The sequence below is a fragment of the Microbacterium sp. Leaf203 genome (assembly GCF_001421275.1).
In the GTDB taxonomy this organism is placed as follows: domain Bacteria; phylum Actinomycetota; class Actinomycetes; order Actinomycetales; family Microbacteriaceae; genus Microbacterium; species Microbacterium testaceum_A.
On sequence record NZ_LMKF01000025.1, the window covers coordinates 405,271 to 428,559 of the forward strand.

27 protein-coding genes are annotated in these 23,289 nt (G+C 70.2%); 10 read left to right on the forward strand and 17 right to left on the reverse strand.

What is annotated here, in order from left to right; all coding sequences use genetic code 11:
* Positions 1-51: 51 nt before the first annotated feature.
* Complete coding sequence (locus ASE56_RS11810) at positions 52-879, reverse strand: UbiA family prenyltransferase (protein WP_082450519.1); 828 nt, start codon at positions 877-879, stop codon at positions 52-54.
* Positions 880-1,117: 238 nt separating this feature from the next.
* On the opposite strand from ASE56_RS11810, the gene ASE56_RS11815 reads away from it, so the two are divergent.
* Positions 1,118-2,008 carry an SDR family oxidoreductase gene (locus ASE56_RS11815; protein ID WP_056229670.1) on the forward strand — a complete coding sequence of 297 codons (891 nt, stop codon included), beginning with the start codon at positions 1,118-1,120 and terminating at the stop codon, positions 2,006-2,008.
* Positions 2,009-2,063: 55 nt separating this feature from the next.
* Here ASE56_RS11815 and ASE56_RS11820 read toward each other — a convergent pair whose 3' ends face one another.
* Both ASE56_RS11820 and ASE56_RS11825 read right to left on the reverse strand, forming a co-directional pair.
* Complete coding sequence (locus ASE56_RS11820; RefSeq protein ID WP_200914176.1) at positions 2,064-2,633, reverse strand: DUF2231 domain-containing protein; 570 nt, start codon at positions 2,631-2,633, stop codon at positions 2,064-2,066.
* On the reverse strand, positions 2,630-3,511 hold the full coding sequence (locus tag ASE56_RS11825) for a manganese catalase family protein (protein ID WP_056229673.1): 882 nt from the start codon (positions 3,509-3,511) through the stop codon (positions 2,630-2,632). Before ASE56_RS11825 ends, ASE56_RS11820 begins: the two co-directional genes overlap by 4 nt.
* A 244-nt stretch (positions 3,512-3,755) precedes the next feature.
* Here ASE56_RS11825 and ASE56_RS11830 point away from each other — a divergent pair, with 244 nt between their 5' ends.
* Positions 3,756-4,211, forward strand: coding sequence for an Hsp20/alpha crystallin family protein (locus ASE56_RS11830; RefSeq protein ID WP_056229676.1), 456 nt, complete (start codon positions 3,756-3,758; stop codon positions 4,209-4,211).
* Positions 4,212-4,414: 203 nt separating this feature from the next.
* Here ASE56_RS11830 and ASE56_RS11835 read toward each other — a convergent pair whose 3' ends face one another.
* A complete protein-coding gene (locus tag ASE56_RS11835) occupies positions 4,415-4,774 on the reverse strand; it encodes a hypothetical protein (RefSeq protein ID WP_056229680.1) in 360 nt (119 codons plus the stop codon).
* 158 nt (positions 4,775-4,932) lie between these two features.
* Between ASE56_RS11835 and ASE56_RS11840 the strand changes: the two genes are divergently transcribed.
* The 4 genes from ASE56_RS11840 to ASE56_RS11855 all read left to right on the forward strand — a co-directional run bounded on the left by ASE56_RS11840 (position 4,933) and on the right by ASE56_RS11855 (position 8,153).
* On the forward strand, positions 4,933-5,865 hold the full coding sequence (locus ASE56_RS11840; RefSeq protein WP_056229684.1) for a helix-turn-helix transcriptional regulator: 933 nt from the start codon (positions 4,933-4,935) through the stop codon (positions 5,863-5,865).
* Positions 5,866-5,980: 115 nt separating this feature from the next.
* Complete coding sequence (locus ASE56_RS11845) at positions 5,981-6,307, forward strand: hypothetical protein (RefSeq protein WP_056229691.1); 327 nt, start codon at positions 5,981-5,983, stop codon at positions 6,305-6,307.
* An 84-nt stretch (positions 6,308-6,391) separates the two neighbouring features.
* Positions 6,392-7,585 carry an NAD(P)/FAD-dependent oxidoreductase gene (locus ASE56_RS11850; RefSeq protein ID WP_056229695.1) on the forward strand — a complete coding sequence of 398 codons (1,194 nt, stop codon included), beginning with the start codon at positions 6,392-6,394 and terminating at the stop codon, positions 7,583-7,585.
* Between the two features lie 115 nt (positions 7,586-7,700).
* Positions 7,701-8,153: an SRPBCC family protein gene (locus ASE56_RS11855; protein WP_056229698.1), complete on the forward strand. Its 453-nt coding sequence runs from the start codon at positions 7,701-7,703 to the stop codon at positions 8,151-8,153.
* A gap of 64 nt (positions 8,154-8,217) precedes the next feature.
* On the opposite strand, the gene ASE56_RS11860 is transcribed toward ASE56_RS11855, so the two are convergent.
* The gene (locus ASE56_RS11860) at positions 8,218-9,210 is read right to left on the reverse strand and encodes an aldo/keto reductase (RefSeq protein ID WP_056229702.1); all 993 of its coding nucleotides are present in this window, start codon (positions 9,208-9,210) and stop codon (positions 8,218-8,220) included.
* Positions 9,211-9,368: 158 nt separating this feature from the next.
* On the opposite strand from ASE56_RS11860, the gene ASE56_RS11865 reads away from it, so the two are divergent.
* Complete coding sequence (locus ASE56_RS11865) at positions 9,369-9,839, forward strand: hypothetical protein (protein ID WP_056229707.1); 471 nt, start codon at positions 9,369-9,371, stop codon at positions 9,837-9,839.
* A gap of 53 nt (positions 9,840-9,892) precedes the next feature.
* On the opposite strand, the gene ASE56_RS11870 is transcribed toward ASE56_RS11865, so the two are convergent.
* The 4 genes from ASE56_RS11870 to ASE56_RS11885 all read right to left on the reverse strand — a co-directional run bounded on the left by ASE56_RS11870 (position 9,893) and on the right by ASE56_RS11885 (position 14,424).
* On the reverse strand, positions 9,893-11,221 hold the full coding sequence (locus tag ASE56_RS11870; RefSeq protein WP_056229711.1) for a Cpe/LpqF family protein: 1,329 nt from the start codon (positions 11,219-11,221) through the stop codon (positions 9,893-9,895).
* Positions 11,222-11,271: 50 nt separating this feature from the next.
* On the reverse strand, positions 11,272-12,696 hold the full coding sequence (locus ASE56_RS11875) for a PepSY domain-containing protein (protein WP_056229716.1): 1,425 nt from the start codon (positions 12,694-12,696) through the stop codon (positions 11,272-11,274).
* 276 nt (positions 12,697-12,972) lie between these two features.
* Positions 12,973-13,575, reverse strand: coding sequence for a hypothetical protein (locus ASE56_RS11880; RefSeq protein WP_056229721.1), 603 nt, complete (start codon positions 13,573-13,575; stop codon positions 12,973-12,975).
* 51 nt (positions 13,576-13,626) lie between these two features.
* Complete coding sequence (locus ASE56_RS11885) at positions 13,627-14,424, reverse strand: hypothetical protein (RefSeq protein WP_056229724.1); 798 nt, start codon at positions 14,422-14,424, stop codon at positions 13,627-13,629.
* 74 nt (positions 14,425-14,498) lie between these two features.
* Between ASE56_RS11885 and ASE56_RS11890 the strand changes: the two genes are divergently transcribed.
* Positions 14,499-15,503 carry an epimerase gene (locus ASE56_RS11890; RefSeq protein WP_056229728.1) on the forward strand — a complete coding sequence of 335 codons (1,005 nt, stop codon included), beginning with the start codon at positions 14,499-14,501 and terminating at the stop codon, positions 15,501-15,503.
* Positions 15,504-15,579: 76 nt separating this feature from the next.
* Here the strand turns inward: ASE56_RS11890 and ASE56_RS17325 are convergent, their stop codons facing one another.
* Positions 15,580-15,738 carry a hypothetical protein gene (locus tag ASE56_RS17325; RefSeq protein WP_164481598.1) on the reverse strand — a complete coding sequence of 53 codons (159 nt, stop codon included), beginning with the start codon at positions 15,736-15,738 and terminating at the stop codon, positions 15,580-15,582.
* A 142-nt stretch (positions 15,739-15,880) separates the two neighbouring features.
* On the opposite strand from ASE56_RS17325, the gene ASE56_RS11895 reads away from it, so the two are divergent.
* The gene (locus ASE56_RS11895) at positions 15,881-16,153 is read left to right on the forward strand and encodes a hypothetical protein (RefSeq protein WP_056229733.1); all 273 of its coding nucleotides are present in this window, start codon (positions 15,881-15,883) and stop codon (positions 16,151-16,153) included.
* 4 nt (positions 16,154-16,157) lie between these two features.
* On the opposite strand, the gene ASE56_RS11900 is transcribed toward ASE56_RS11895, so the two are convergent.
* Positions 16,158-17,117, reverse strand: coding sequence for a helix-turn-helix domain-containing protein (locus tag ASE56_RS11900; protein ID WP_162234508.1), 960 nt, complete (start codon positions 17,115-17,117; stop codon positions 16,158-16,160).
* A gap of 57 nt (positions 17,118-17,174) precedes the next feature.
* On the opposite strand from ASE56_RS11900, the gene ASE56_RS11905 reads away from it, so the two are divergent.
* Positions 17,175-17,639, forward strand: coding sequence for a GNAT family N-acetyltransferase (locus ASE56_RS11905; protein WP_056229741.1), 465 nt, complete (start codon positions 17,175-17,177; stop codon positions 17,637-17,639).
* A 66-nt stretch (positions 17,640-17,705) separates the two neighbouring features.
* Here ASE56_RS11905 and ASE56_RS11910 read toward each other — a convergent pair whose 3' ends face one another.
* The 6 genes from ASE56_RS11910 to ASE56_RS11930 form a co-directional block, all read right to left on the reverse strand.
* The gene (locus tag ASE56_RS11910; protein WP_056229744.1) at positions 17,706-18,599 is read right to left on the reverse strand and encodes an SDR family oxidoreductase; all 894 of its coding nucleotides are present in this window, start codon (positions 18,597-18,599) and stop codon (positions 17,706-17,708) included.
* Positions 18,600-18,652: 53 nt separating this feature from the next.
* Positions 18,653-20,461: a glycoside hydrolase family 15 protein gene (locus ASE56_RS11915; RefSeq protein ID WP_056229748.1), complete on the reverse strand. Its 1,809-nt coding sequence runs from the start codon at positions 20,459-20,461 to the stop codon at positions 18,653-18,655.
* Between the two features lie 130 nt (positions 20,462-20,591).
* Positions 20,592-21,089, reverse strand: coding sequence for a hypothetical protein (locus ASE56_RS11920; protein WP_056229753.1), 498 nt, complete (start codon positions 21,087-21,089; stop codon positions 20,592-20,594).
* A 180-nt stretch (positions 21,090-21,269) separates the two neighbouring features.
* The gene (locus ASE56_RS17000) at positions 21,270-21,581 is read right to left on the reverse strand and encodes a hypothetical protein (RefSeq protein ID WP_156371694.1); all 312 of its coding nucleotides are present in this window, start codon (positions 21,579-21,581) and stop codon (positions 21,270-21,272) included.
* Between the two features lie 323 nt (positions 21,582-21,904).
* Positions 21,905-22,336: a hypothetical protein gene (locus ASE56_RS17005; RefSeq protein WP_156371695.1), complete on the reverse strand. Its 432-nt coding sequence runs from the start codon at positions 22,334-22,336 to the stop codon at positions 21,905-21,907.
* Positions 22,337-22,531: 195 nt separating this feature from the next.
* Positions 22,532-23,289 (reverse strand): RHS repeat-associated core domain-containing protein (locus ASE56_RS11930; RefSeq protein ID WP_156371696.1); only part of this gene is annotated, 758 nt, incomplete at its 5' end.

Here is a 23,289-nt window from a genome sequence, read left to right on the forward strand (position 1 = left end):
GGCGCGGCCGACGATCAACCGGCCTCATCCGCGACGTCGATCGGCCGAGTCTCAGGCGGCCACGAGCTGGGCGGCCAGCACCAGGGCGGCGAGCATCGTGAGTTGGAACACCGCGCGCCCGGGAGGGCGCACGAACACCAGCACCGCGGCGCCGACGGCGAGCGTGAGAACGGCGACGAAGAAGGCGACGCTGAGGGCCGTGGCATCCGTCCCGAAGAAGACGGCGAGCGCCCCGGCGGCGATCCCCACCGCCGCGAGCACCACGGAACGGCGCGCGCCCAGTCGGTGCGGCAGGCCCCGCACCCCCGTGCGGCGGTCGTCGTCGAGATCGCGGACGACGTTGGTCAGGTGGACGGCGGCACCGAGGGCCGCCCCCGCCAGCGACGCCCACCACGCCGCGAGCATCGGCGGCGAAAGGGACAGGGTCGCGAACGAGGGGAAGAGTCCGAAGCTCAGCACGAAGGGCGCAATCGAGACGGGCGTCGACTTGAGCCCCGCGTTATAGGCCCAGGCCGAGGCGAGAGCGACGGCGTGAGCAGCGACGAGGCCTGGTCCGAGCGGCAGCGACAGCACGACGGCGAGGATCGCGGATGCCACGGCCACCGCGAGCGCGCGCTCCGGGGTGACCGCTCCCCCGGCGATGGGCTTGTCGGTGCGTCCGACCGCGGCGTCGCGGGCACCGTCGATCGCGTCGTTCGAGAGACCGACCGAGACCTGACCGGCGAAGACCGCGGCGACCAGCACCGCGAGGCGCCACGGCTCGACGCCCGCCGCGATGCCGAGGGCGAGCGACAGGACGGTCACGACGAGCGTGGGCCCGGGGTGGGTCGCGCCCCACAGGGCCCGCAGGGGCGACCTCGGGGTCACGCTATCCGTCACGCGTCCGACGCTACCGCGCGGCGGCGGTTCGCCGGCCTCCGTCGTGCATAGCGGCGGAGATCTTTCACGACGCGCCGCGGACCGGCATCCGGGGACGGCGTGTCGACCGCGCGGCCCGCCGTCGTGCACGCGCCGGTGGCTGCCGCCGTCCGTCAACCCCCGCGGCATCCGACCCGTCGCCGCCTACCGTCGCGAGAGCCGGGGCAGCAGCGTTCCGCACAAGCCTCGAGGAGCCCCGATGCCCCAGGTCGTCGTCATCACCGGAGGATCCCGCGGGATCGGCCGCGCCACCGCATTGCGCTTCGCCCGAGCGGGGGCGCGTCTCGTGCTGGTGGCCCGAGACGATGAGGCGCTCGCGTCGGCCGCGGCGGAGTGCCGAGCCCGGGGCGCCGAGGTGCAGACGGCGTCGATCGACCTCGCCCGCGCCGATGGCCCCCGGCGCGCTGTGGACCTCGCTCTGATGCGGTTCGGGCGGATCGACGTGTGGGTCGCCTCCGCCTCCGTCTTCTCGTACGGCTCGGTCGAGGACACCCCCGACGAGGTGCGCGACCGCGTCATCGAGACGAACCTCACCGGGCACATGCGCGCGGCCCGCGCGGTCATCCCCCATTTCCGCGCGGCGGGCCGGGGCACGATCGTCTTCGTCGGCTCCCTGTACGCGCAGGTGGCGGGCCCGTACGTCTCGTCCTACGTCGCCGCCAAGCACGGACTGCTCGGGTTCACGCGGTCGCTGCGGCAGGAGATGCTCGCGCATCGCGGCATCCGGGTGAAGATCGTGCTCCCGGCGAGCATCGACACGCCCATCTACCAGCGCGCCGCCAACTCGACGGGGCGCACGCCCTTCCCGCTCCCGCCGGTGGTGTCGGCCGACCGCGTCGCCCGGGCCATCGTGCGGGTGGCGCGCGGACCCCGACACGAGGTCGGGGTGGGAGCCGCGCAGTTCGTGACCCGCCCCCTGCAGTTCTTCGCTCCGCGCGTGTACGACCGCTTCATCCGTGCGCTGCAGCATGCCCTGGGGCTGCGCCGTCGCCCCGCCGCAGCGACCACCGGAGCGGTGCTCACCCCGCAGCACGACCCCGGCGCGGTGAGCGGGGGCTGGTCGCGCATCCCGCTTCGCCGCCCGCGCTGACCAGACCGGGAAGGACCCCGGAGGCCATGTGGCATCCGGGGTCCCGTGGACAGCTTCAGGCTGCGGTCTCGAAGCCCTCTCGCTGCGTGTTCTCGTCGGCGACGCGGACGCCCCAGCGGTAGGCGAGTTTGCCGCCGAGCCAGCCCGAGACGCTCAGGCCCGCCGCGGCGATCGCGCTGAGCAGGAACGCCACCACCGGCACGCGCCCGAGGTCGAGCAGTCGCACGACCAGCCCGATCGAGAACAGGACCATCGCCGTGACGTTCAGCACGAGATGCGCGAGCGCCGTGCGGTGAGCGGGGGTGCCCTTCGGGATGCGCGACATGTCGAGCAGCCCGAGCACCGAGGCGCCCACGGCTCCCCCGAGCCCGATGGCGATGAGCCAGCGCGAGCCCTGCGCGAATCCACGCGGATCGTCGGCGGCCAGGCCGAGCAGATCGAACACCAGGCTCGACGACCAGGCCCCGATAGGGATGGTCACCGCCACCGGGTGGAACGGGTGCCCGTACGGCCCCGCCACGATCGCCCGGGGCACCTTGGCCGCTCGCATCGCGGGGAAGCTCGCCCCGCTCCGCGGCGCCGAGACCGTCGAGGGCCCCGGCGTCGCGGCATCCGTCCCGCTCATTCCTTGTGCAGCGCGTCCTGCGCGCGCCCGGCGAGCTTCTCGACCGTGTTCGGCAGCTCGGTCGTCCCGTAGAACCGCACGTCGGGCTTGGTGGGCGGGGGCATGGGCACGCCAGCGGGGGGCTCGGGCAGGTAGGTGAACTCGCCCTTGCCGTCGGGGGTCGGGCCCGAGGCCCACGTGCCGTCGCCGGCCTGGGCACCGTCGCTGAAGTTGATGTACTGGTACGCCACGTCGCGGTCCTCCTTGTCGAGAGGGAAGTTGCTGGGCACGGGGAGCTTCTCGTAGCCCTCGGCCTGCAACTCGGCGGCGGCCGCTGCCCACTGGTTCTGGTGCATCGTGTCGCGCGCCAGCAGGAACGCGAGCAGATCCTTCACGCCGTGGTCGTCGGTCTGGTGATAGAGCCGCGCGACCTGCACACGGCCCTGCATCTCGGCGTTCGCGTTCGCGGTGAAGTCGGCGAGCAGATTGCCGCTCGCGGTGATGAAGCTCCCCTGCCACGGGTTGCCGTTGGAATCGACGGGGCGCGCGCCGGCGCCCGCGACGATCCCGTGCTGGATGTCGGTGCCGCCGATCACGGCCGCCACGGTCGGGTCGTCTTGCACGGCCTCCTCGGTGATGCCGAGCGGCGACTTCTCAAGCAGCTGGGCGATCATGATCGCGAGCATCTCGACGTGGCCCATCTCCTCCGCGCCGATGCCGAACACCAGGTCGCGGTACTTGCCGGGCATGTGCATGTTCCAGGCCTGGAACTGGTACTGCATCGCGACGGAGATCTCGCCGTACTGCCCGCCGAGCACCTCCTGGAGTTTGCGGGCGTAGACCGCGTCGGGCTTGTCGGGGGTGGCGGAGTGCTGCAGTTCTTGCCGGTGGAAGTACATGTCTCTCCTCACGGCGCCGGGGGGATGGCCGGGTGACCGGTGGCGCGTGAGGGCTACGAAACGTCTGTTTCCGCCCTTCACGCGCGGGGGTTGTGGGGCGCCGCGGCGTGGGCCACAATGGCGCGCCCGAGTCTTGGCACTCTCATGGGGTGAGTGCTAATCTGAATGCAGTTGAGCCGTATTGACTCAACTTCACAGAACATCCGGGATGCCGAGTCCCGACCGATCGAAAAGGAGAACGACCATGGCCACCTACGACCCCTTCCGCGACCTCGACCGCCTCGCGTCGACGCTCCTCGACGCCCGCCGCGGCGGTGGTCCGCGACGGATGCCGATGGATCTCTACCGCGACGGCGACCACTACGTGCTGGCCGCAGACCTGCCCGGTGTCGACCCCGGCTCGGTCGACATCGACGTCGACGGCCAGCTGCTCACCATTCGCGCCGAGCGCACCCTCGGCTCGGGTGAGGGCGTCAAGTGGATCACGCGTGAGCGCGAGACGGCGTCGTTCGTCCGCCAGCTCAACCTCGGCCAGGGCATCGACACCGACGGCATCAGCGCGTCGTACCGCAACGGCGTGCTGAGCGTGACGATCCCCGTCAGCGAGAAGGCGAAGCCCCGCCGCATCGCCGTCTCGACCGACGAGCGCGACGGCGTCATCGAGGCGCACGAGAGCACGCCTCAGCTGATCGAGCAGTAACGGCGCGACCTCGAGGGGCGGTCCTGCGGGGCCGCCCCTTTCGCGCGCCTGGGCGCGATGACGACGTCGCTTGTCAAGGGTCTGGCCTTTGCGCCCGCGCGATCGGAGAGTGCCGCAGTGCCCCGCCCGTCCGTCGCCGCGTGCGCGAGGGACACAGCGAAGCCCCGGGCGTCGCGAACGGGCCCGGGGCATTCGAAGGTGGGTCAGAGGTCTTCGGGAGCGAGATCGCCCTGGCCTTCTTCGCCGAGTTCGACCACGCCCGGGTCCATGCCCTGGGAGTCGGTGCCGGTGGACTCGGGGTGGATGTCCTCGAGCGGGATGTCGCTGTCATCGGCGGGGATCTCCGCCGGGTCGGCGCCCGTCGCGGTCGCCGGGTTGATGTCGTCGGGGTCGGCGCCCTCGTCGAGGGCCGTCGTGGCGTCCCACTCCGCCTGCGCGGGGTCGAGCGTCGGGTCGGGCTCGATGGAGGTGTCGCCGTCGCGCAGGGGCTGCACGCCCGCGATACCCACGTCGGCGGCCGGCGTCGTCGCGTCGGGGGTCGGGTCGATCGAAGCGTCGCTCATGGGGGGTCCTTTCGTGGGACGCACGTCACCGCCGGGATCAGCGGTCCCCTCATCAAACGGGGCGCACCGCCCGCGACCCCGCCCCTTGACACGCACGTCCCCGCCTTCGTACGGGGAAGAGACGGGATGCCGCCCCTCGCCGCGGCGGAAGGAACACCATGGCTGACAGGCTGACGGTCCGCTCGCACGGGATTGACGACGTGGAGCGCGTCTGGCAGCGCTTCGTGCCGAGCGCACGACTGGAGCGCGTGGACCCGCAGCGGGTGTCGTTCTCGTGGAACTCCGTCGAACTCCCCGGGTTCTCGGTCGTGGCCTACGAGCTGGCTGCCTCTGTCCACTCTTCCGTCCGGATGGACGAGCAGATCATGGCGTGCCGGATGATCGGCGACGACATCCGCGTCGAGGCCGAGGGGCGCTCGCTCGATCCGCGCCGCCCGTGGCTGGCGGCCGACGGAGGCGCGGAAGCGCACTGGAGCGGAGCCGCCCGCGTGCGCGCTCTGGTGTTCGATCGCAGCGACGCCGAGCGCCTCGCTCGCATCGTCTCGGGCGACGACCGCCTCGTGTTGCGGCGCCTCAACCCGGCCGCACGCGACCGCGCCGCCGCGACGCAGTGGGAGCGCAGCTTCGCTCACGTCTCCGCCTCGCTCGAGGCCGCGCACGACGACCCGATCCTCTCGGCCGAGTTGCAGCGTCACGCGCTCCTGACGACCCTGTCGACGTTCCACACCCCCTACGTCGACGCCCTGCAACGCTCACACCAGCGCAGGGCCGCCCCGCGCACCGTGCGCCGCGCGATCGCCCACATCGAGGCGCACGCGAAGGAACCCCTCACGCTCGAGGACATCGCCGTGGCATCCGGGATCTCCTCCCGCGGACTCCAGCACGCGTTCCGCCGCGCGCTCGACACGACGCCGATGGAGTATCTGCGCCTGGTCCGCGTCGTCGGCGCGCACGAGGAGTTGCGCGCGGGCGTCCCGGTATCGGTCGCCGAGGTGGCCCGGCGCTGGGGCTTCTCGAGCGCCTCGCGCTTCGCGCGCTATCACCGCGAGCACTACGGGCAGAACCCCGCGCAGGTCGCGCGCATGTTCTGACGCCGTAACGCCTTCGGTCTCGTCGTTGCGCGCGGCGTGCCGGGCCGTGCCCGATCGCACACAGCGAATGCACAGTGAAAAGCGGAGCGGGCACGGTGCCCGCGAGAGGACCACGTTGGGCAAGTTCATCTACGAGAGCGGCGTTCGCAACGAATTCGAAGACCGTCTCCTCGCACACCTGCAGGTCGTCGTCGGCAACAAGCTGCGACGGGGCGAACCGTTCTACTTCGTGTGGAAGGACGACATCAGCACGGGAGGCGGCCGCACCTCGGTGTGGGTCCACCCGCGCTCGAACCTGGTCTTCAAGTTCAACGGAGGACGCCCGCCGACCCTGAACCGCGCGTGGCTCGAGGCCCTCATGTCGACGGCGAACTCGCCCACCGGGCTCTACGTCGTGCCCGAGCCCGCCGAAGACGCCGCCCCACCGGAGTCCTTCGCCTGACACATCGGCCGCGGACCGCGGGTGTCAAGGCGCTGGCCGTAAGCCGCTCGAGGCCCCACCGTGAGGGAGACGAGAGGATCCCCCATGACCGACTCCCCGCGCATCGTCGTGATCGGCGGCGGAAACGCCGGCCTGTCCGTCGCCGGGCGCCTGCACCGCGCGCGCCTCGGCGAGATCACCGTGATCGAGCCGCGCACGACCCACGTCTTCGCCCCTCTCCAATCGCACATCGCCGGAGGCGCCGCGCGCGCGTCCGAAGCCGCGCGGCCGCAGGCCGACGTCATCCCTCCGGGGGTGCGGTGGCTGCGCGATGAGGCCTTCACGGTGGATGCCGACGCCCGGCGCGTGCACCTCGTCTCGGGCGGGCGGATCGACTACGACCAGCTCGTCGTCTGTGCGGGAATGCGCATGGCCTGGGAACAGATCCCCGGTCTCCCCGAGGCCATGACCGCCCCCACCGGAATCTCGAACTACGACTACCGGCTCGCCGCGAAGGCCTCCCCCGTGCTGCGCGACCTGCGCTTCGGGACGGTCGTCTTCACGCAGCCACCCGAACCCGCCTCCTGCGGAGCGGCCGCGCAGAAGCCCATGTACCTCGCGTGCGACTGGTGGCGGGCGATCGGGGTGCGCGACGACATCCGCGTCGTGTTCGTCTGCCCCGACCCCGTCCCCTTCGGGGTCCCGGCGATCGACGACGAGCTTCGCCGCAAGCTCGACGAGTACGGCATCGAGGTGCGGTACAGCCAGGATCTTCGACGGGTGGATGCCGACTCCCGCACGCTCGTCATCGGCCGGGGCGACACCGAGGAGACGATGGCGTACGACGTCCTGCACGCGGTCCCCCCGCAGCGGGCGCCGGAGTGGATCGCGGGCAGCGGGCTGGCGGCATCCGACGATCCGCATGGCTTCGTCGATGTGGATCCCGAGACCTTCCAGCACGTGCGCCACCCGCAGATCTGGGCCGTGGGCGACGCAGCGACCGTCGCGACCCGACGCTCGGGAGGGGCGATCAGACAGCAGGCGAAGGCGCTCGTGAAGAACATGAAGGCCGCGATGGCGGGGCGTACGCCCTCCGCGAAATACAACGGTTACAGCGTCGTCCCCTTCACCGTCTCGCGCGGCACCGTCGTGTTCGCAGAATTCGACCGGAGGGGCCGACTGCAGCCGACGGTGCCGTTCTGGCGCTCGCTCTACCGCGAGCGGCGACTGTCGTGGCTCGCGGATCGACGCATCCTACCGTGGGTCTACTGGCACCTCATCCTGCGCGGCCGCGCCTGACCGCCGCCCTCCCGCGTATAGGCCACGAGGCGCGATCCCTCAACCCCCGGGCCTCAAGACCGGCGGCGAACGAAGACTGGGGGCAGCCCCGGAAACCACACGAAAAGAGGACACCATGGCACAGGTCATCGAAACCGTCGACGTCAACGTTCCCGTCCGCGTCGCGTACAACCAGTGGACGCAGTTCGAGGAGTTCCCCCACTTCATGAGCTTCGTGGAGTCGATCACGCAGAAGAACGAGACCCTCACGCACTGGAAGGTCAAGATCGCCGGTGCCGAGCGCGAGTTCGACGCCGAGATCACCGAGCAGCACCCCGACGAGCGCGTCGCGTGGAACAGCGTGGGCGGCGACGAGAACCACGCCGGCGTCGTCACCTTCCACCGCCTGTCCGACGACGAGACGCGCGTCACGGTCCAGATCGACTGGGCGCCCTCCGGCGTTCTCGAGAAGCTCGGTGCCGCCTTCGGCGCCGACGATCACTCCGTGAAGAAGGACCTCGAGAACTTCAAGAAGTACATCGAGTCGCGCGGTGCCGAGTCCGGCGCCTGGCGCGGCGACGTCAGCTGACGTCGACCGATGAGAGAAGCCGGGCCCGTCCGTGAGGACGGGCCCGGCTTTCGTCATGAGCGGCTCACCACTGGGGGTGGATCTCCGCCCGCAGTCGTCGGTCGTACACCTCGCGCACGAGCGCGTCGAAGGCCTCGACGTCGAACCCGCCGTCGAGGAGGTCCGCCGCGCGAGCGTTCGAAGCCGCCTGATCGGTGGAACGGGCACCCGGGATCACCGAGGTGATCCCCTCGCGCGACGCGATCCACGCCAGCGTGGCGGCCGGAAGCGTCACCCCCTCGGGCAGCGACGCCTTGAGCTCGTCGACCGCGGCCACTCCCTCGTCGAAGGGGACGCCCGAGAACGTCTCGCCCTTGTCGAAGGCCTCGCCGTTGCGGTTGTAGGTGCGGTGGTCGTTCTCATCGAACGTCGTGGAGCGCGTGTATTTGCCCGACAGCAGGCCGCTGGCGAGCGGTACGCGGGCGAAGACCGCGACGTTCTTCTCGGCCGCGAGCGGGAGAACCTCGTCGAGGGGCTTGAGCCGGAACGGGTTGAAGATGATCTGCAGGTTCGTCAGGTTCGGGCGTCGAAGCGCCGACAGGGCCTGGTCCATCGTCTCGACCGAGGCGCCGTAGGCGGCGATCACGCCCTCCGACACCAGCTGGTCGAGGGCGTCCCACGTCGCGTCGTCGTCGATGACCGCCGACGGCGGACAGTGCAGCTGCACCAGGTCGAGCGTCTCGGTGTCGAGCAGGCGCCGCGAGCGATCGAGCCAGACGCGGAAGTTCTCCATGACGTAGTTCTCGGGCACCTGGTCTTCGCGGCGCCCCATCTTGGTCGCGACGGTGATGTCATCGGCATCCCGTCCCTTCAGGAACTTTCCGATGATCTGCTCCGACCGGCCGTCGCCGTAGACGTCGGCCGTGTCGAAGAGAGTGACGCCGGCGTCGGCCGAGGCGGCCAGGACGGCGCGCGCGTCGTCTTCGGACACGTCGCCCCAATCGGCGCCGAGCTGCCAGGTTCCGAGACCGATCGCCGAGACCTGACGGCCGGTGCGGGAGAGAGGGCGCTGCTGCATTGCGGTTTCCTTTCGAAGCGTGGTTCGAGCCTAGCCAGCCCCTCCGACGCCCGGGCCGGCATGCGTCCACCGAGTCACCGCCATCCGCGCGAGCGCAACCCCGGCCCCTCGCGACCCGGACGCACCTAGCGTGGCGGCACACCCACGGAAGGAACACCATGGACACTCCCGCCGACCGACTCCCCGGAGCCGACGAAGAGAACCTCGTCCCCGAATCCGACGGCCTCGCCGCCGACGTGCCCGCCGGCGCCGCCGGCGCGGACTCGGGTGCCGTGGACGCCGCCCGCATCGATCCGGACGACGAAGCACGCCTCCAGGGCATCTCCAGCCAGAACGACCTCCCCGGTGTCGGCACGCGCGCCGCTGACGGCCTGACCGAGCGCGGAACCGACGACGCCCGCGGCGAGGGCGGCTCGACGTCGCGCCACACCGAGGACACCGGTCGCTCCGACCGCGAGCCTGACGACGGCACGAGCCGCACCCCCGCCTCCCCGGCCCCGGCCGCCGACGGCGGTGAGCCGCACGTCGACGACGACGACCCCATCGCGGCGTTCCAGCCCGGTGTCGGCCGCGACTCCGCCGCCTCCAGCAAGATCGCGCAGAACCTGCCCGATCCCGACGACGCCTGACCGGGAGCGTCGCCGCCCTCGGTCCCGTGTCGGGGCGGAGGGCGGCCACGCGGTCAGTGGGCGAGACGCAGAGCGTCCTCGGCGAGGTGGAAGAAGTCGCTCATCGCGCCGGCGACGGCCTGCGGGTCCTCGTCCGCCATCAGCAGCACCACCGTCGCCTCCGTCGCGTCGTCACGCACGAACCAGCTGCCGCTCAGCACGCCGCGGCTCGACCCGCCCTTGAAGGCGACGTACGGCCACGACCCCACGTCGAGGCCCTGCCCGGGGTTCTCGCTCAGGATGCCGAGCACCTCGGCATCCTGCGTCTGCTGCAGCGAGCGATGCACGGCGGCGACGTCCCGTGCGGCGGCGAACCAGTCGAACCCGTCCTGCCACTGCGCCGTCGTGACCGCGGCCCCGTCGACCGCCAGGGGCGCCGCGGCGATCCGGTCGAGCAGGGCGCGTCGTCCGGCCTCGTCGGCCCCCGCCCACTCGGCGCGCACCGCGGGGTCGCCCCAGCCGAGCGTGAACAGCTCCTTCGTCGAGAGGAACGGCGACAGCGACGCTGGGTCGTTGTGCCCCGATCGCACGACCGCCGCCTCCACCCGCTCGCGACCGAGGCGCGTGATGAGCAGGTCGGTGGCGGTGTTGTCGCTGATGCGGATCATCGCCGAGGCCGCGTCGCGCACCGACACCTCCGTCCCGGTGGGGGCGTCCTGCAGCTCACCGGACGGCAGGCTGCGGTCGACGTCGCGGAGCACGAGGGTCTCGTCCCACGTCAGGTCGCCCGAGGCGACGGCATCCGATACCGCGAGAAGGACGTAGAGCTTGAAGACCGAGGCCAGCGGCGCCGACCGATCGGGGTCGAGGGCGAGGGCTTCTTCGTCTCCGCGGAGCACGAGGGCGCTGACCTGACCTGGGAGCGCGGCCAGACGCTGTTCCACCTCGCCGAGAGAGGTCGACGGCGTCCACGGCTTCGCCACCGGGCCGAACACCATCCCCGTGATGCGGCTCGCCCCGTCGATCGTGAGCGACAGGTCGAAGGGGTCGCCCAGCGCGCCGGCGAGCGTGGCCACGGCCTGCGTCTCGGTGCCCTGGTACGCCGTCACGGTGAAGGGGGCGGCGGGACGCAGTTGCCGATTGACGAGCTCGGCGACCTGCTCCGCCGGGACCTGAGCGAGGAAGTTCTCGTGCAGCACGCGCGACCACTCCCCCGCCGTGGTGTCGGCCTCGCGCTCCAGGATGTCGATGATCCACGTCACCCGCTCCCCGACCGGGGTGTGGGGGATGTCGACGGATGCCGCGGGGCTCGAGCGCGTCTCCGGCGCGGCGCTCGCGCAGGCGGTGAGCGCCGCGACGGCGACGAATGAGAGGGCGGCGGCGAGGCGACGGGCGAGTGTCACGGTGAATCCTTCCGGGGGGGGATTCCCACGCTACGCACGCCGCCCCCTCGTCACCTCCCTCGTGCGGCGGATCTTCGTCCCCGCCACCCGAGGACCGCGTCGATCACCACGAACACCGCGAGGGTGTAGCCGACCAGCGGCAGAACGAGACCGATCGCGACCGCCGCGACGACGACCGCCCCGGTCCCCCACCAGGGCGCGTGACGCAGCACTCCGCGGGCCGGCGCCGCGGCGGTACCCCCGGTCGGGCGGCGCTTCCACCACATCGCGTAGCCGAGCACGACGAGCGCGGCGATGCCGACCGCGAGCAGGAACAGCACGAGCTGGTTCGCCAGGCCGAACATCGTCCCCATGTGCAGGTCGACGCCCCAGCGCGAGAGCTTCGCCAGGAGCGGGAAGTCGGCGAAGTCGACCCGGTCGGTCACCCGCATGGTCGAGGCGTCGATCGCCACGGCATCCACCTCGGTCGGGAAACTGCGATGGATCTCCTGCACCACCCAGGCCTTCCCCTCGGTCGCGGGCGGGCGGATCTCGAGGTCGCCCGAGTTCACGTTCACCCCGCGCGCCACGGCCCAGACCGCGTCGAAGGTCGCCGGGTCGGAGGCCGGCCCGGTCGCCGAATGTCCTCCGTGGTGCGAGTGCTCGCCCCCGGTCGGAGCCGCCCCGTCGATGGTGGTCGTGAGGGCGGGCGTCCCCTCGCCGACGAGGGTCCGCAGGTCGGAGACGTGGGCGCCCGCGAACGTCGACCACGTGATGCCGGTCGCCGAGAAGAACAGGGCCCCGACGACGACCCAGATCCCGACCGCGGAGTGCCAGCCCGACAGGCGCCGGTACCCCGTGTGCCGGCGATTCGGTCGCAGCAGATCGCGACGCCCGCGACGGCTGCGCACGAAGCGCCCGATCCACAGTCCGAGCCCCGCGAGAGCGACGATCCCGAGCCAGGATGCCGCGAGCTCGCTGTACCAGCGTCCGACATCGCCGAGATGCAGCGAGCGGTGCAGATCGCTGATCCAGTGCCGGAGCGGGAGGGCCCCGCTCGTCCCGTACGCGGGGAGGTCGCCGCGGATCGCCGTGGTGGCGGGATCGACGAAGATCGCTCGCGTCGTGCTCTCGGGCAGGGTGTCGTCGGCGAACATCACGCGCATGGTGGCCCCCGGCTCGGGAGCCGGTCGGACGGCGACGGGGGTCGCCCCGCTCCCGACGTAGCTCTCGGCCGCTCGCACCTGATCGGCCAGCGGAACGGCGGGCGCGGTCGATTCCGCGGTGAGCTCGTGCGGGTACAGGACGTTCTCGAGGGTGGGGGTGATCGCGTACAGCGCGCCGCTCAGGGCTGCGACGAGCAGGAACGGCCCCACGAGCAGCCCCGCGAAGAAGTGCAGGCGTCGGAGGAGGGCGGTGAACCACCCCCGAGAAGCGGCCCTCGGGGAGGGCTCGGGAGGGGATGCCACGGCCGGGCCGGAACCGGCGGCGGTCATGCGGCGCTCAGCGTGGGCGTCGGGGTGGAAATCCGCGCCGACGCGGGGGCGGCGACGGGGTGGAGAGGACAGGGGAACATCGGGAATCGCTTTCCGAGCGCGAACGCGCTCGTGGGTCATCGCCCGGCATCGCCCCCTCGAGGCGAGGGTCGGCGTGCGGGCGGAGAAGAGGGGGGGCGGGCGCGGCAGTGCACGCCGACGATCGCGCCGCCGTCGAGGCGAGGCCCGACGCGGCGGTCGACCGCTCCGCCATCTCGGCGACGGGCGGAGCGGGACTCAGGATGCCGCGAGAGGCGGACCGCGCCGCTGCGCGGCCGAGACGACCAGAGCCGAGGTGGGCCGCACCGCGGCGACCACGACGGCCGCCGTGCGGCGCACCGACGGTGCCGTCGGCAGACCTGCCAGGACCCGGACCCGGGCGCGGAGCCAGGCGACGCTTCGCTCCGCGAGCACGCGCAGGGCCACGAGGGTCCGCTCGCCCCGGTGGAGGGCGACCGTCGTGGCGAGGGCTGCCACGGCATGGCCCAGCCACATCGCGGCATCCGGGGTCATCGCAGGCAGGGCCGACCCGCCCGTCAGAACCGGCAGGGCCGAACCGTGGACGTGCGCCGCCGCGGCGAGGTCGTAGCTGCCGAGGACGAAGAGCGAGTGGAAGAGCACCTGACTGACCGCGACGGCCACCGCGAGGCGCCACGTCGAGAGGCGGCGGCCGGCCAGCGCCGTGCACACCACGAACGACAGGGCGAGCGGGACGACGACGCCGAACACACCGGGGACCTCTCCCCCGCCGCTGACGTGCGAGAGCAGGGCGACGAACGTGGCGACGGATGCCGCAGCACCGCCGCGACGGACGCGTGTCGCCCTGGCCTGTCGTCGCATGGGATTCATCATGTCAGGCGAGCGCTCGCGCGTCGGACGGGTGCTGAGGCGTCACCGCCCGAACACGAGATACGCCCCGCCGGCCAGGACGACGAAGAGACCACCGACGACCGCGAAGTAGGTCGCCGTCGCGTGCCGAGTGGTCTGGGCCACCTGCTCCCGCATCGGGAGCGCCGCAAACGGCCCCGGCCCCGGGAGGCTCCCGGCCGCAGCGCTCAGCGAGACGTCCAGCGCATCGAGGATCCCGAACACCCGCCGCCACACCAACGGGTCGGGCACCGACAGACGCCCGGGGCGGTAGAGGAACAACCACCCCTCGGCGATCTCGAGATCGAGCGGCTGTGCGTCCTGATCGAGGAGGTCGACGATCTCTGCGGTGACGACCGCCTGCGCCCACTCCGCGTTCTCTGGCGCGACGTGCAGGGCGGCCCGTTCGGGTTGGGCCGAGACGGACCGCGGGGCGAGGCCGGGCAACGCGGGAAGGGGCCGGACCGCCCGCGCGCTGCGCGTCTCGACGACGAGACCGGGGGTCGCTCGCGGCAGACGCACGGCCGCGTAGCCCCACTCCGCGCTCATCTGGTTCATCTGCACCGAGTACGTGTACGCGCTGTTGCCGACCTCGAGCCCCGCAGAGCCGGGGAGGCGCACGACGTCTCCCGCGCGCTGGGTGAAGCGCGACCGCCCCGCGGCATCCCGGAACACCACCCCGGGCAGGGGCTGCACGGTGACGAGCGGGTGGTGCTGCCAGCCGTTCGCGGCCGCGAACGCCAGGGTCCCCGGCGCACCGGGGTTCAGGGCGTCGTACGCCACGTTCGTCGGCACGGGGATCCAGTGGGCATCGGCGGTCACGGACCCATCCTGCCCGGCGCATCGGGGCACCGCGACGCCCCCTAGGCTGAACCCACCGTGCCCAGGAGGATGCCGTGACCCCACCCCGTGTCGTGATCGCCGGCGCGAGCGGCTTCGTCGGTCACGCTCTCACGGGCGCCTTCCGCGCCGACGGCTACGAGGTCGCCACGGTCGGACGCTCCGGGGACGCGGTCTGGGGCGATGCCCCGGGGATCGCCCGGCTGGTCGATGGCGCCGACGTGCTGATCAACCTCGCCGGAAAGATCGTGTCCTGCCGGTACACCGACGCGAACCGCGACGAGATCCTCCGCTCCCGGGTCGACACCACCCGAGAGCTGCACGACGCCGTCGCCGGGGCGCAGCACCCTCCCCGCGTCTGGATGAACGCGTCGACCGCGACGATCTACCGCCACGAGATGGCGCACGGCAACGACGAGATCGACGGCGTCGTCGGCGACGGCTTCTCGGTCGACGTGGCTACCGCGTGGGAGCGCGCGCTCTTCACGGGAGAGCTCCCCCGCACACGCCGTGTGGCTCTGCGCATGGCCATCGTGTTCGGCGACGGGCCCGCGACGCGGGTGCTGTTGGCCCTGCCACGGCTCGGACTCGGCGGGACGCAGATCGACAGCTGGTGGTTCCCGCACCGCCGCTACCGCGGCATCGGCGCTCACCCGACCGGCCCCGTCCTGTCAGGGTGGTACCGGACCTCGGGCCGTCAGCGCTTCAGCTGGATCCACATCGACGATGTCGTGGCATCCGTCCGCTTCATCCGCGATCGAGACGACCTCGACGGGCCCGTCAACCTCTCCGCCCCCGGCGTCACCGACAACCGCACCCTCATGCGCGAGCTTCGCCGCGTCGCCCGGGCGCCCTTCGGACTCCCCGCCTTCCGGTGGATGCTCGATCCGGCGATGGCCGTCCTGCGGAACGAGCCCGAACTCGTCCTCAAGAGCCGGTGGGCGGTTCCCCGCAAGCTGACGGAGGCGGGATTCGCTTTCGGGTATCCCGAGATCGGTCCGGCTCTCGACGCCGTCGCCGCGGAGCGCCCTGCGCGGGCGCGCGACCTCTTCACCGCCTGACACGCGCACACGCGATGCCCCCGCCCGATGCGATCACCGGGCGGGGGCCTCAGGCGCACGGTCGCGCGCTCGGCGGTCAGACCTTCCGTCGGACGAAGCGCAGGACGGCGGCGATGATCCCCACGATCAGGATGATGAGGCCGATCCAGAGCAGGAACTTGACGGCTTCGACGAAGAGGCCGAAGAACAGGAGTACGAGGCCCACGATGACGAGGATGATGGCGAGAGCTGGCATGACTCCACTCTCCGCGCGACCGTGAGAACGCACAGCCGCCTTGACACGGAGAGCGGATGACGGGATGCCGCGTGTCAAGACCGCGGCGGGCTCGGCATGCGAGGTCTAGCGTCGGGGTCACCAACGATCTCAGGAGGCGGCAATGACCGAGCGCGACGTCAACGGACACGACTCAGGACACGGCACCGGTCCCGGTGAGGGCGAGTACACCGACGTGCAGCTGCCGGACGGCACCGCTGATCGCGGAAGCGCCGACCTCCCCGGCGAGTACGTCGACCGCGAGAACGTCGACGGCAGCGAATCACGGCCCCGCACCGACGACGCCGGCGCCTACACCGACGTCGAGCAGCCCGGCGGGCACGAGTCGCGCGAGAACCTCGACGACCCCGGCGAGTACACCGATCGCGATCGCTGAGCCCTCAGCGGCGGAGCGTCGTCTCGGGGTCCGTGCGGTACACCGCCCGGTACGCGGCGACGAACGACGCGGCGTCGGCGAAACCCCATCGCGCGGCCGTCGCCTCGACAGTGGTCGTCGCGGGGTCGGCCTCCACGAGGTCGGCGTGCGCGGCGCTGAGGCGCGCGAGCCCGAGGTAGCCCTCGGGGGTCGCCGAGATCTGGCCGTTGGCGGCGAAGGCGCGTCGCAGTCCCGACACCGACGTCCCCGCCGCCCGCGCGGCGTCGTCGATCGTGACCGGCAGCGAGGCGTGATCGTCGATCCACGCCGCGGCACTCGAGTAGATCGACGCCTGCTCGAGGGCCGACGCGCGTCTCTCGCGCGGGTCGCCCACGAGCGCGAACGCCTCCAGCGCGGCCACCGCGAGCGTTCGGCCGAGGTGGGCGCGCACGAGGGGCTCCGACATCACGGGAATCTGCGTGAGGGCCCACTGCTGCGTCGCCAGCCAGTAGTCGCGCAGTCGCCGCGAGACGGGACCGGCCGCGGCGAAGCGGACGCGCAGCGTCTCATCGCCGTAGATGGTTCGCGCCGTCCGGGTGAGCCACTCGGCGTCGAAGGCCACGACGTCCACGCGGGTGTGGTCGGCTCGGGCGATCAGGTCGTCACCCGGCTGCAGGATGCCGGGTTCGATGCTGTACTCCCCCTGCTCTTGCCCGATCCGCCACGCGTACCCCGGCGTGGACGAGCAGATGTAGAACCGGTCGGACTCGTGGGCGACGTCGACCCGAGCTCGCCATTCGAGGCGCCGCAGGGCGAAGGACCCGTCGCCGACCGAGTGCTCGGAGTACGCCGCATCGTCGGCCTGCAGATCGACGTGACCGTACTGCGAACGCAGCCAGGCGTCGGTGGCGGCGATGTCGTCGGTGTGGACGCGCTCGTTGAAGAAGTCGTTCATGTGCGGGGCGGCCGAACGCCCGAAAGACACGGCAGCACTGCCCATGATAGTTAACCCCACCCTCTGAGAAACCCCGAAAGGATCCCGATGGCCGACTCGCCCACCATCCGCCCCATCGACACCGACGACGCCGGCGAGGTGCTGACGATCCAGCGTGCCGCCTTTGCGAGCGAAGCCCTTATCTACGGCGATCCCGACATGCCCCCGCTCACGCAGACCCTCGAGGAGCTGCGCGCCGAGCTGGTGGAGAACCTGGGGTGCGTCGCCGTCACGGACCACCGCATCGTCGGAGCGGTGCGCGCGCGCCGCGACGGTGAGCTGTTGCTCATCGGCCGCCTGGCCATCGCCCCGGATCAGCAGGGCGAGGGCCTCGGGACCCTGCTGCTCGCCGCCGTCGAGGAGCGGGGGCGTGAGGCCGGAGCCACCGAGGCGGAGCTGTTCACCGGCGGCCTGAGCGAGGCCAACCAGCGCCTGTACGAGCGCGAGGGCTACCACCGCTCCGAAGAGACCGCCGACGGCGAGATCTTCTACCGAAAGTCACTCACCGACTGACGACCTCTCCGGATGCCGCGAAGGCCGCCGCCCCGATCGGGACGACGGCCTTCGCGGAGGTGAGGCTTACGGCGTGGGCATGCCGCCGTTGACGTTGAGCGTCTCGCCGATGACGTAGCTGGACTCCGCCGAGGCGAGGTACACGTACGCCGGGGCGAGCTCGGCGGGCTGACCCATGCGGCCGAGCGGGGTCTCCTCGCCGAACTCGTCGACCTTCTCGTCGGGCTGGCCGTCGGTGACCTGCAGCGGCGTCCAGATCGGGCCGGGGGCCACCGCGTTCACGCGGATGCCCTTCGGCGCGAGCTGCTGACCGAGCGCCTTGGTGAAGGTGTTGATCGTCGCCTTCGTCGAGGCGTAGTCGACGAGGATCGGCGCCGGCGAGTACGCCTGGATCGACGTGGTGTTGATGATGGTCGAACCGGGCTTCAGGTGCGGCACGGCCTCCTTGCAGATCCAGAACATCGCGTAGACGTTCGTCTTGAAGGTGTCGTCGAACTGCTCGTCGGAGAGCGTGGTGACGTCCTCGTTGAAGATCTGCTTGCCGCCGTTGTTGACGACGATGTCGAGGCCGCCGAGGCCCTCGACCGCTTCCTTCACGAGCGTCGTGGCGTACTCGCGCTCCCGCAGGTCGCCGGGGATCTGGACGACGGTCGCGCCGGCCTCGCGCAGGATGCCGGCGATGCGGTCGGCATCCACCTTCTCCTCGGGCAGGTACGACATCGCGACCGAGGCTCCCTCGCGGGCGAAGGCGATCGCGGTGGCCGCGCCGATGCCCGAGTCGGCGCCGGTGATGAGGGCCTTGCGGCCCTTCAGGCGCTCGCTGCCGACGTAGGTGTCCTCGCCGAGGGCGGCCTTCGGCGTCAGCTCGGCGTCGAGACCGGGCTCCTTCTGGTCCTGCGACTGGGGGTCGATGTCGGCGTAGAGCTTCGTGGGATCGGTGAACGTGTACTGCGTGCTCATGGCGAGTCCTTTCATGGGGGATGGATGCCGGGGCGTGGCGCCCCGGCGGAGGGTCAGCGGTCCGCGAGCGCGTCGTCGTCGACGAGATCGCGGATGACGAGGGCGGCGTTGATGAGGGCCAGGTGGCTGAGGGCCTGCGGGAGGTTTCCCCAGAACGCCCCGTCGGCCTCGGCGATCATCTCGGAGTAGATGCCGACGTCGTTGCCCTGGGCGACGAGCGCGTCCATGGCCTCGAGGGCCTCGTCGTGGCGGCCCACGCACGCGAGAGCCGTCGCCCGCCAGAAGGCGCAGGCGACGAAGGTCTGCTCCTCCTGGTCCATGCCGGTGTACCGGTAGACGAGGTGGTCGTCGGTGGTGAGGCGCGCGGTGATGGCATCCAGGGTCTTCGACATGCGCTCGCCCCGGTCGAACCCGGTGGGGGCATGCAGGAGCACGGACGCGTCGAGGTCGTCGCTCCCGGGGGCGAGGGTGTAGGCCTCGAGCTTCTCCGACCAGCAGTGCTCCTCGACCCAGCGGTGGATGCGATCGCGCTCGGCGCGCCAGCGATCGCCGTTGTCGGGGATGTGCCCGCCTTCGGCCAGCCACTGGGCATCGTCGAGGGCCTTCCAGCAGCCCATCTTCGACGAGGTGTAGTGACGGAGCTCGGGGAGCTCCCACATGCCAGAATCCTCGCGTCGCCACAGGTCGCACGTGCGATCGGCGACGTCGGCGAGCAGGCGCCCGGTCTGGATGTCGAGACGGTTGCCCGCCTCCACGTACGTGCGGCACAGGGCGATGAGGTCGCCGTACACGCCGAGCTGCAGCTGCCCCTGCGCGGGATTGCCGGTGACCACGGGCTGGCTGCCGTTCCAGCCGGGGACGTCGTGCTTCTCGAGCCCGATCTCGGCGTCGCCGTCGAGCGTGTACATCACCTGCACCTGGGGACCGTTCTTGCGGATCGTACGCAGCAGCCACGAGATCGCCGCGTGCGTCTCCTCCCGAAGGCCGAAGCCCACCCAGGCGTGGGCCGTGTACGCGAGGTCGCGCACCCACGCGAAGCGGTAGTCCCAGTTCTTGCCGCCGCGCGGGTTCTCGGGCAGTGAGGTCGTGGCGGCCGCCGCAATCGCGCCGGTCGGGCTGAAGAGCAGGAGCTTGAGGGCGAGGGCGCTGCGCTGCACGTCGTCGGCCCAGGGCCCCTCGTAGGAGAACTCGTCCGACCACATCTGCCAGCCGCCGATCGTGCGGTCGATGCCCCGGTCCACGTTCTTCGCGTCGGGGATGCGCAGCGGCTCGCCCTCGGTCGCGGCGATGACGAGCAGGTGCCGCGAGCCCTTCGTGGTCGTGAAGCCGCCGTCGATGCTCTCGGTGCCGGCATCCGGGTCGCCGCGCAGTCCGTGCTCGTGGCCGGTCACTGCGAGCGAGACGTGGCCGACGCGCATGATCGAGAAGCCGTCGATGCGTTCGGTCCACGGCGCCGCCGAGCGCAGCATGGTGCCCGGCTGCACGCACCAGGCGAATTCGACCTCGCCCTTCACGCCGTCGACGCGGCGCGCCAGCTCTGCCCAGGGCAGTCGGCCGGCGATCCCGGTCACCATGGCGTCCGTCAACGTCGCGACCCCGGAGGCCGTGGTGAAGGTGGTCTCGAGGACGTTCGTGCGCGGGATGTACCGGCGGGTGACCTCGTACTGCTCGACGGGAGCCAGCTGGATACAGCCCCCCGCGGACTCGTCGACGAGACGCGCGAACACCGGCCGCGAGTGGATGTTCGGCAGCGGAAGCCAGTCCACTCCCCCGTCGAGCCCGATGAGGGCCACGGTTCGTCCGTCGCCGATTGCGGCGTAGTCGCGCAGGGGACGGGACGGGGCGGGCGGAGTGAGAGGCACGTCTTCACGCTAGGAATGACGTGGCAGGGCTCCCCCGGGGTTGTTGATTGGATGCCGAGCGGCTAGAGGAGCAACGCGCCGCCTCGCTGTCGGCGCCGCGCCGGGGTCCGGAGCGGGGTTCGGTTCCCCTTCAGAGATCGGAGAGGGCCCTCAGGATCCGAAACCCGGGATACGAGTCCAGTGCGCGCTCCCGCGATGTCGTGCGGTAGTACTCGTTCCAGTAACTGCGGATCCGCGCCTCCGTCAAGGCGAGATGAGCGGGATTGTCGGCGACGTAGCGACGGAGGTTGTCGCGGTCGACGAGGTGCATACTCGCGTCCAGCTCCGCGAGAATCTCGATGACGTAGTCGGACGCCAGGTCGACGATGTACGGAATCGTCCAGAGCGCGCCGGACTTCGCGAGCGGCCCCACGGACGCCTGCCTCACGAAACCGTTCGTAGAGTGAGAAGCGATGGCGGCGCAGATCGTCGAGCAGGTCTCTGCCCGCGCTCCCCTCGCACTGAGGCCGAGAAACCGACGCCGCGGAATGAAGCCGTGTCTTTTGGGCAGCAGAAGTTTCTCACCGGCGATGAGCACTGGGCCGGGCCTGTTGTCGACATGGATGCCATAGCTCATGCTGACGGTCATCCTCCGCGCCGTCGCTTCGACTTCTTCTCCGAGCTCGGAGGGAAAGCCGGAGCGTAGTTGAGCTCTGAGTGCCGCCGCTGATGGACCTGCTGCCGATCGTGATGCGTCTTTCACCTCTGACCTCTCTCCGTCGTATGTGCGGAGGGTGGAGCGACCGTCGGGCGCTCGCGGCGAGTCGAATCACTCCTCCCTCGCGAGGTCCTCGCCATCGAACCTTCGAGACGCGTTGAGATATTCTGTGTAAATTGCGAGCGCTCGAGGATCTCGGTCAATTACAGCTTCCCAGTGCCCGTCCTTTAATACCATTTCTGGATAGCCCCACTCCGCGATGGGCATCCAGTATAAATTTTCCGAGGGGTAGCCCAGGAATCGATATACCCACCACTCAGGTATCCGGGGGTTCTCTACCGAAAACTGAACTGCTGGAACAAAGCTAGGGTAAAAGGTGTCCGTGTGGATGAGATACTCTACAGAGTCCGTGGTGGACTGCATTCCAAGCACCGAGTAGGACCGACCCTCGGTTACCGGGAAAGTGGTTTGGTCATACGGTGCGAGTTCACGCCAAGTCGGAAGTAACACGCGAGAAGTGCTGGTGCATCTCACCAACATATTTGTCCACTCCTGTCCGCCTGAATTGCAGGTCAGTTCTACTGATGGCGGCCTACGTGGGTATGCGGTCGCCTACTCGAATACGTGTCGCTTCACGAGGGGTCTCTGTCGTAATTCCGGGAATCCCCGTCGGTCAGGTCCTCTGCAGTGAAACCAGCTTGTCTCGCCCGCCGTCCAGTTCCCGTTCGCCCCATGTGAATGTCACCTCAAGCGTTCCAGGAGTTCGCGCGCACGTTCGAATACAGTTGCCGCCAGATTGAATGATCGTTGCCAGGGCCGCTCGGGCGAAGCGGGCTAAGAAAGTCCTCGAAAGTCATCGGCTTGTGGACCTGAGGTTCGAGGTCAAGCGGGAACCTCGACCAGATGAGCACTACGTCCCAATCGCGGTCGCCATAGAGGCACCACGACTCCGACTCGCCAACAATCGCGATTCCCTCAAACATAACGTCTGGTACGTTGTACTGTCCCGCGCTATTTTCTCGATTGAGGCGCATGGCCACCTTGTACGCATCCTCTATACTTTCGGCGCCAATAGAAAATGCTGGATAGACCCCGAAATATTCAATTGCTTCACCGCGTCCCCATCCGAGTATCTCGATATTTTCATCCCCTGCCTCCGACGCGATATATTGCAGCACCGCGCCAAATTCTGGGGATAGGGCTGTGAGAAAGTCGTAAGTATAGACATTCCCGCTAGCTCGGAATGGCCACGTCGGTAAGCTCGGACTCGAAACGCAAAGCTTTGCAATTTGGCACGCACCAAATTAAATTCATCCTGATTTTCGGCGAATCTTGCTAAACTTTTCATGATCACTCTCCTGGCAATCTATCTTTTATTCGCCGTCCGTAACCCGACGGCGTTGGCTGCCGCGACAGCTCCGATCCATTGCCCCGCAACCGCGGAAGGTCTGGATGTGCCGCAGCGATTGCAGTCCGCCGGATCGTGACCGTGGCGGGTTTACAGTGCCCTTGGGTACCGGGCCGCCGTATCGTCCGTTCGTCGTCCGCAAGATCCGTACCAGCGGCTGTCCGATGGTCGACCGCTGGGCGTTGACGCGGTTGCGGAACCGAACCTCCTGGTTCCGCGCCTCACTCCGAGACGCCGTCTGCCGCGCACCCGAACCGCCACCGACACGCGTCCGCGCAAACCCGAATGCATCCGCGTACGACACCGGCGCGTTCTTCACGTACGCGTACCGGTTCAGCGACTGCAACGAATCCGCCTCTAGCCACGACCCCACCGTCGGGTCGTAGGAGCGTGCGAAGTACTCGTCCACACCGAGAGTGGCATCGCCCGGCTGCCCGTCGTAACCGACCGCGGCATCCCACCCCGACGTCGCAAACGCGGCGCCACCGAAGTCGCCGTACGACACCAGGTCGTCGAGCACTCCCCCGCTCGACGCCGTCGCCGCGACGTCGCGCGCGTCGCCGAACAGCCACGACACCTCCGACGCACCCGACTGCACCAACGCGCCACCGGCAGCGTCTCGCAAAAGACTTGATGCCCCATGACGAGAGCTCGAACCCTCAATAGGTAGCAGCCCGTCCCACGCCCGCGTCGCCTCGTCCGTCCCGAACGCCTCGGTGTCGC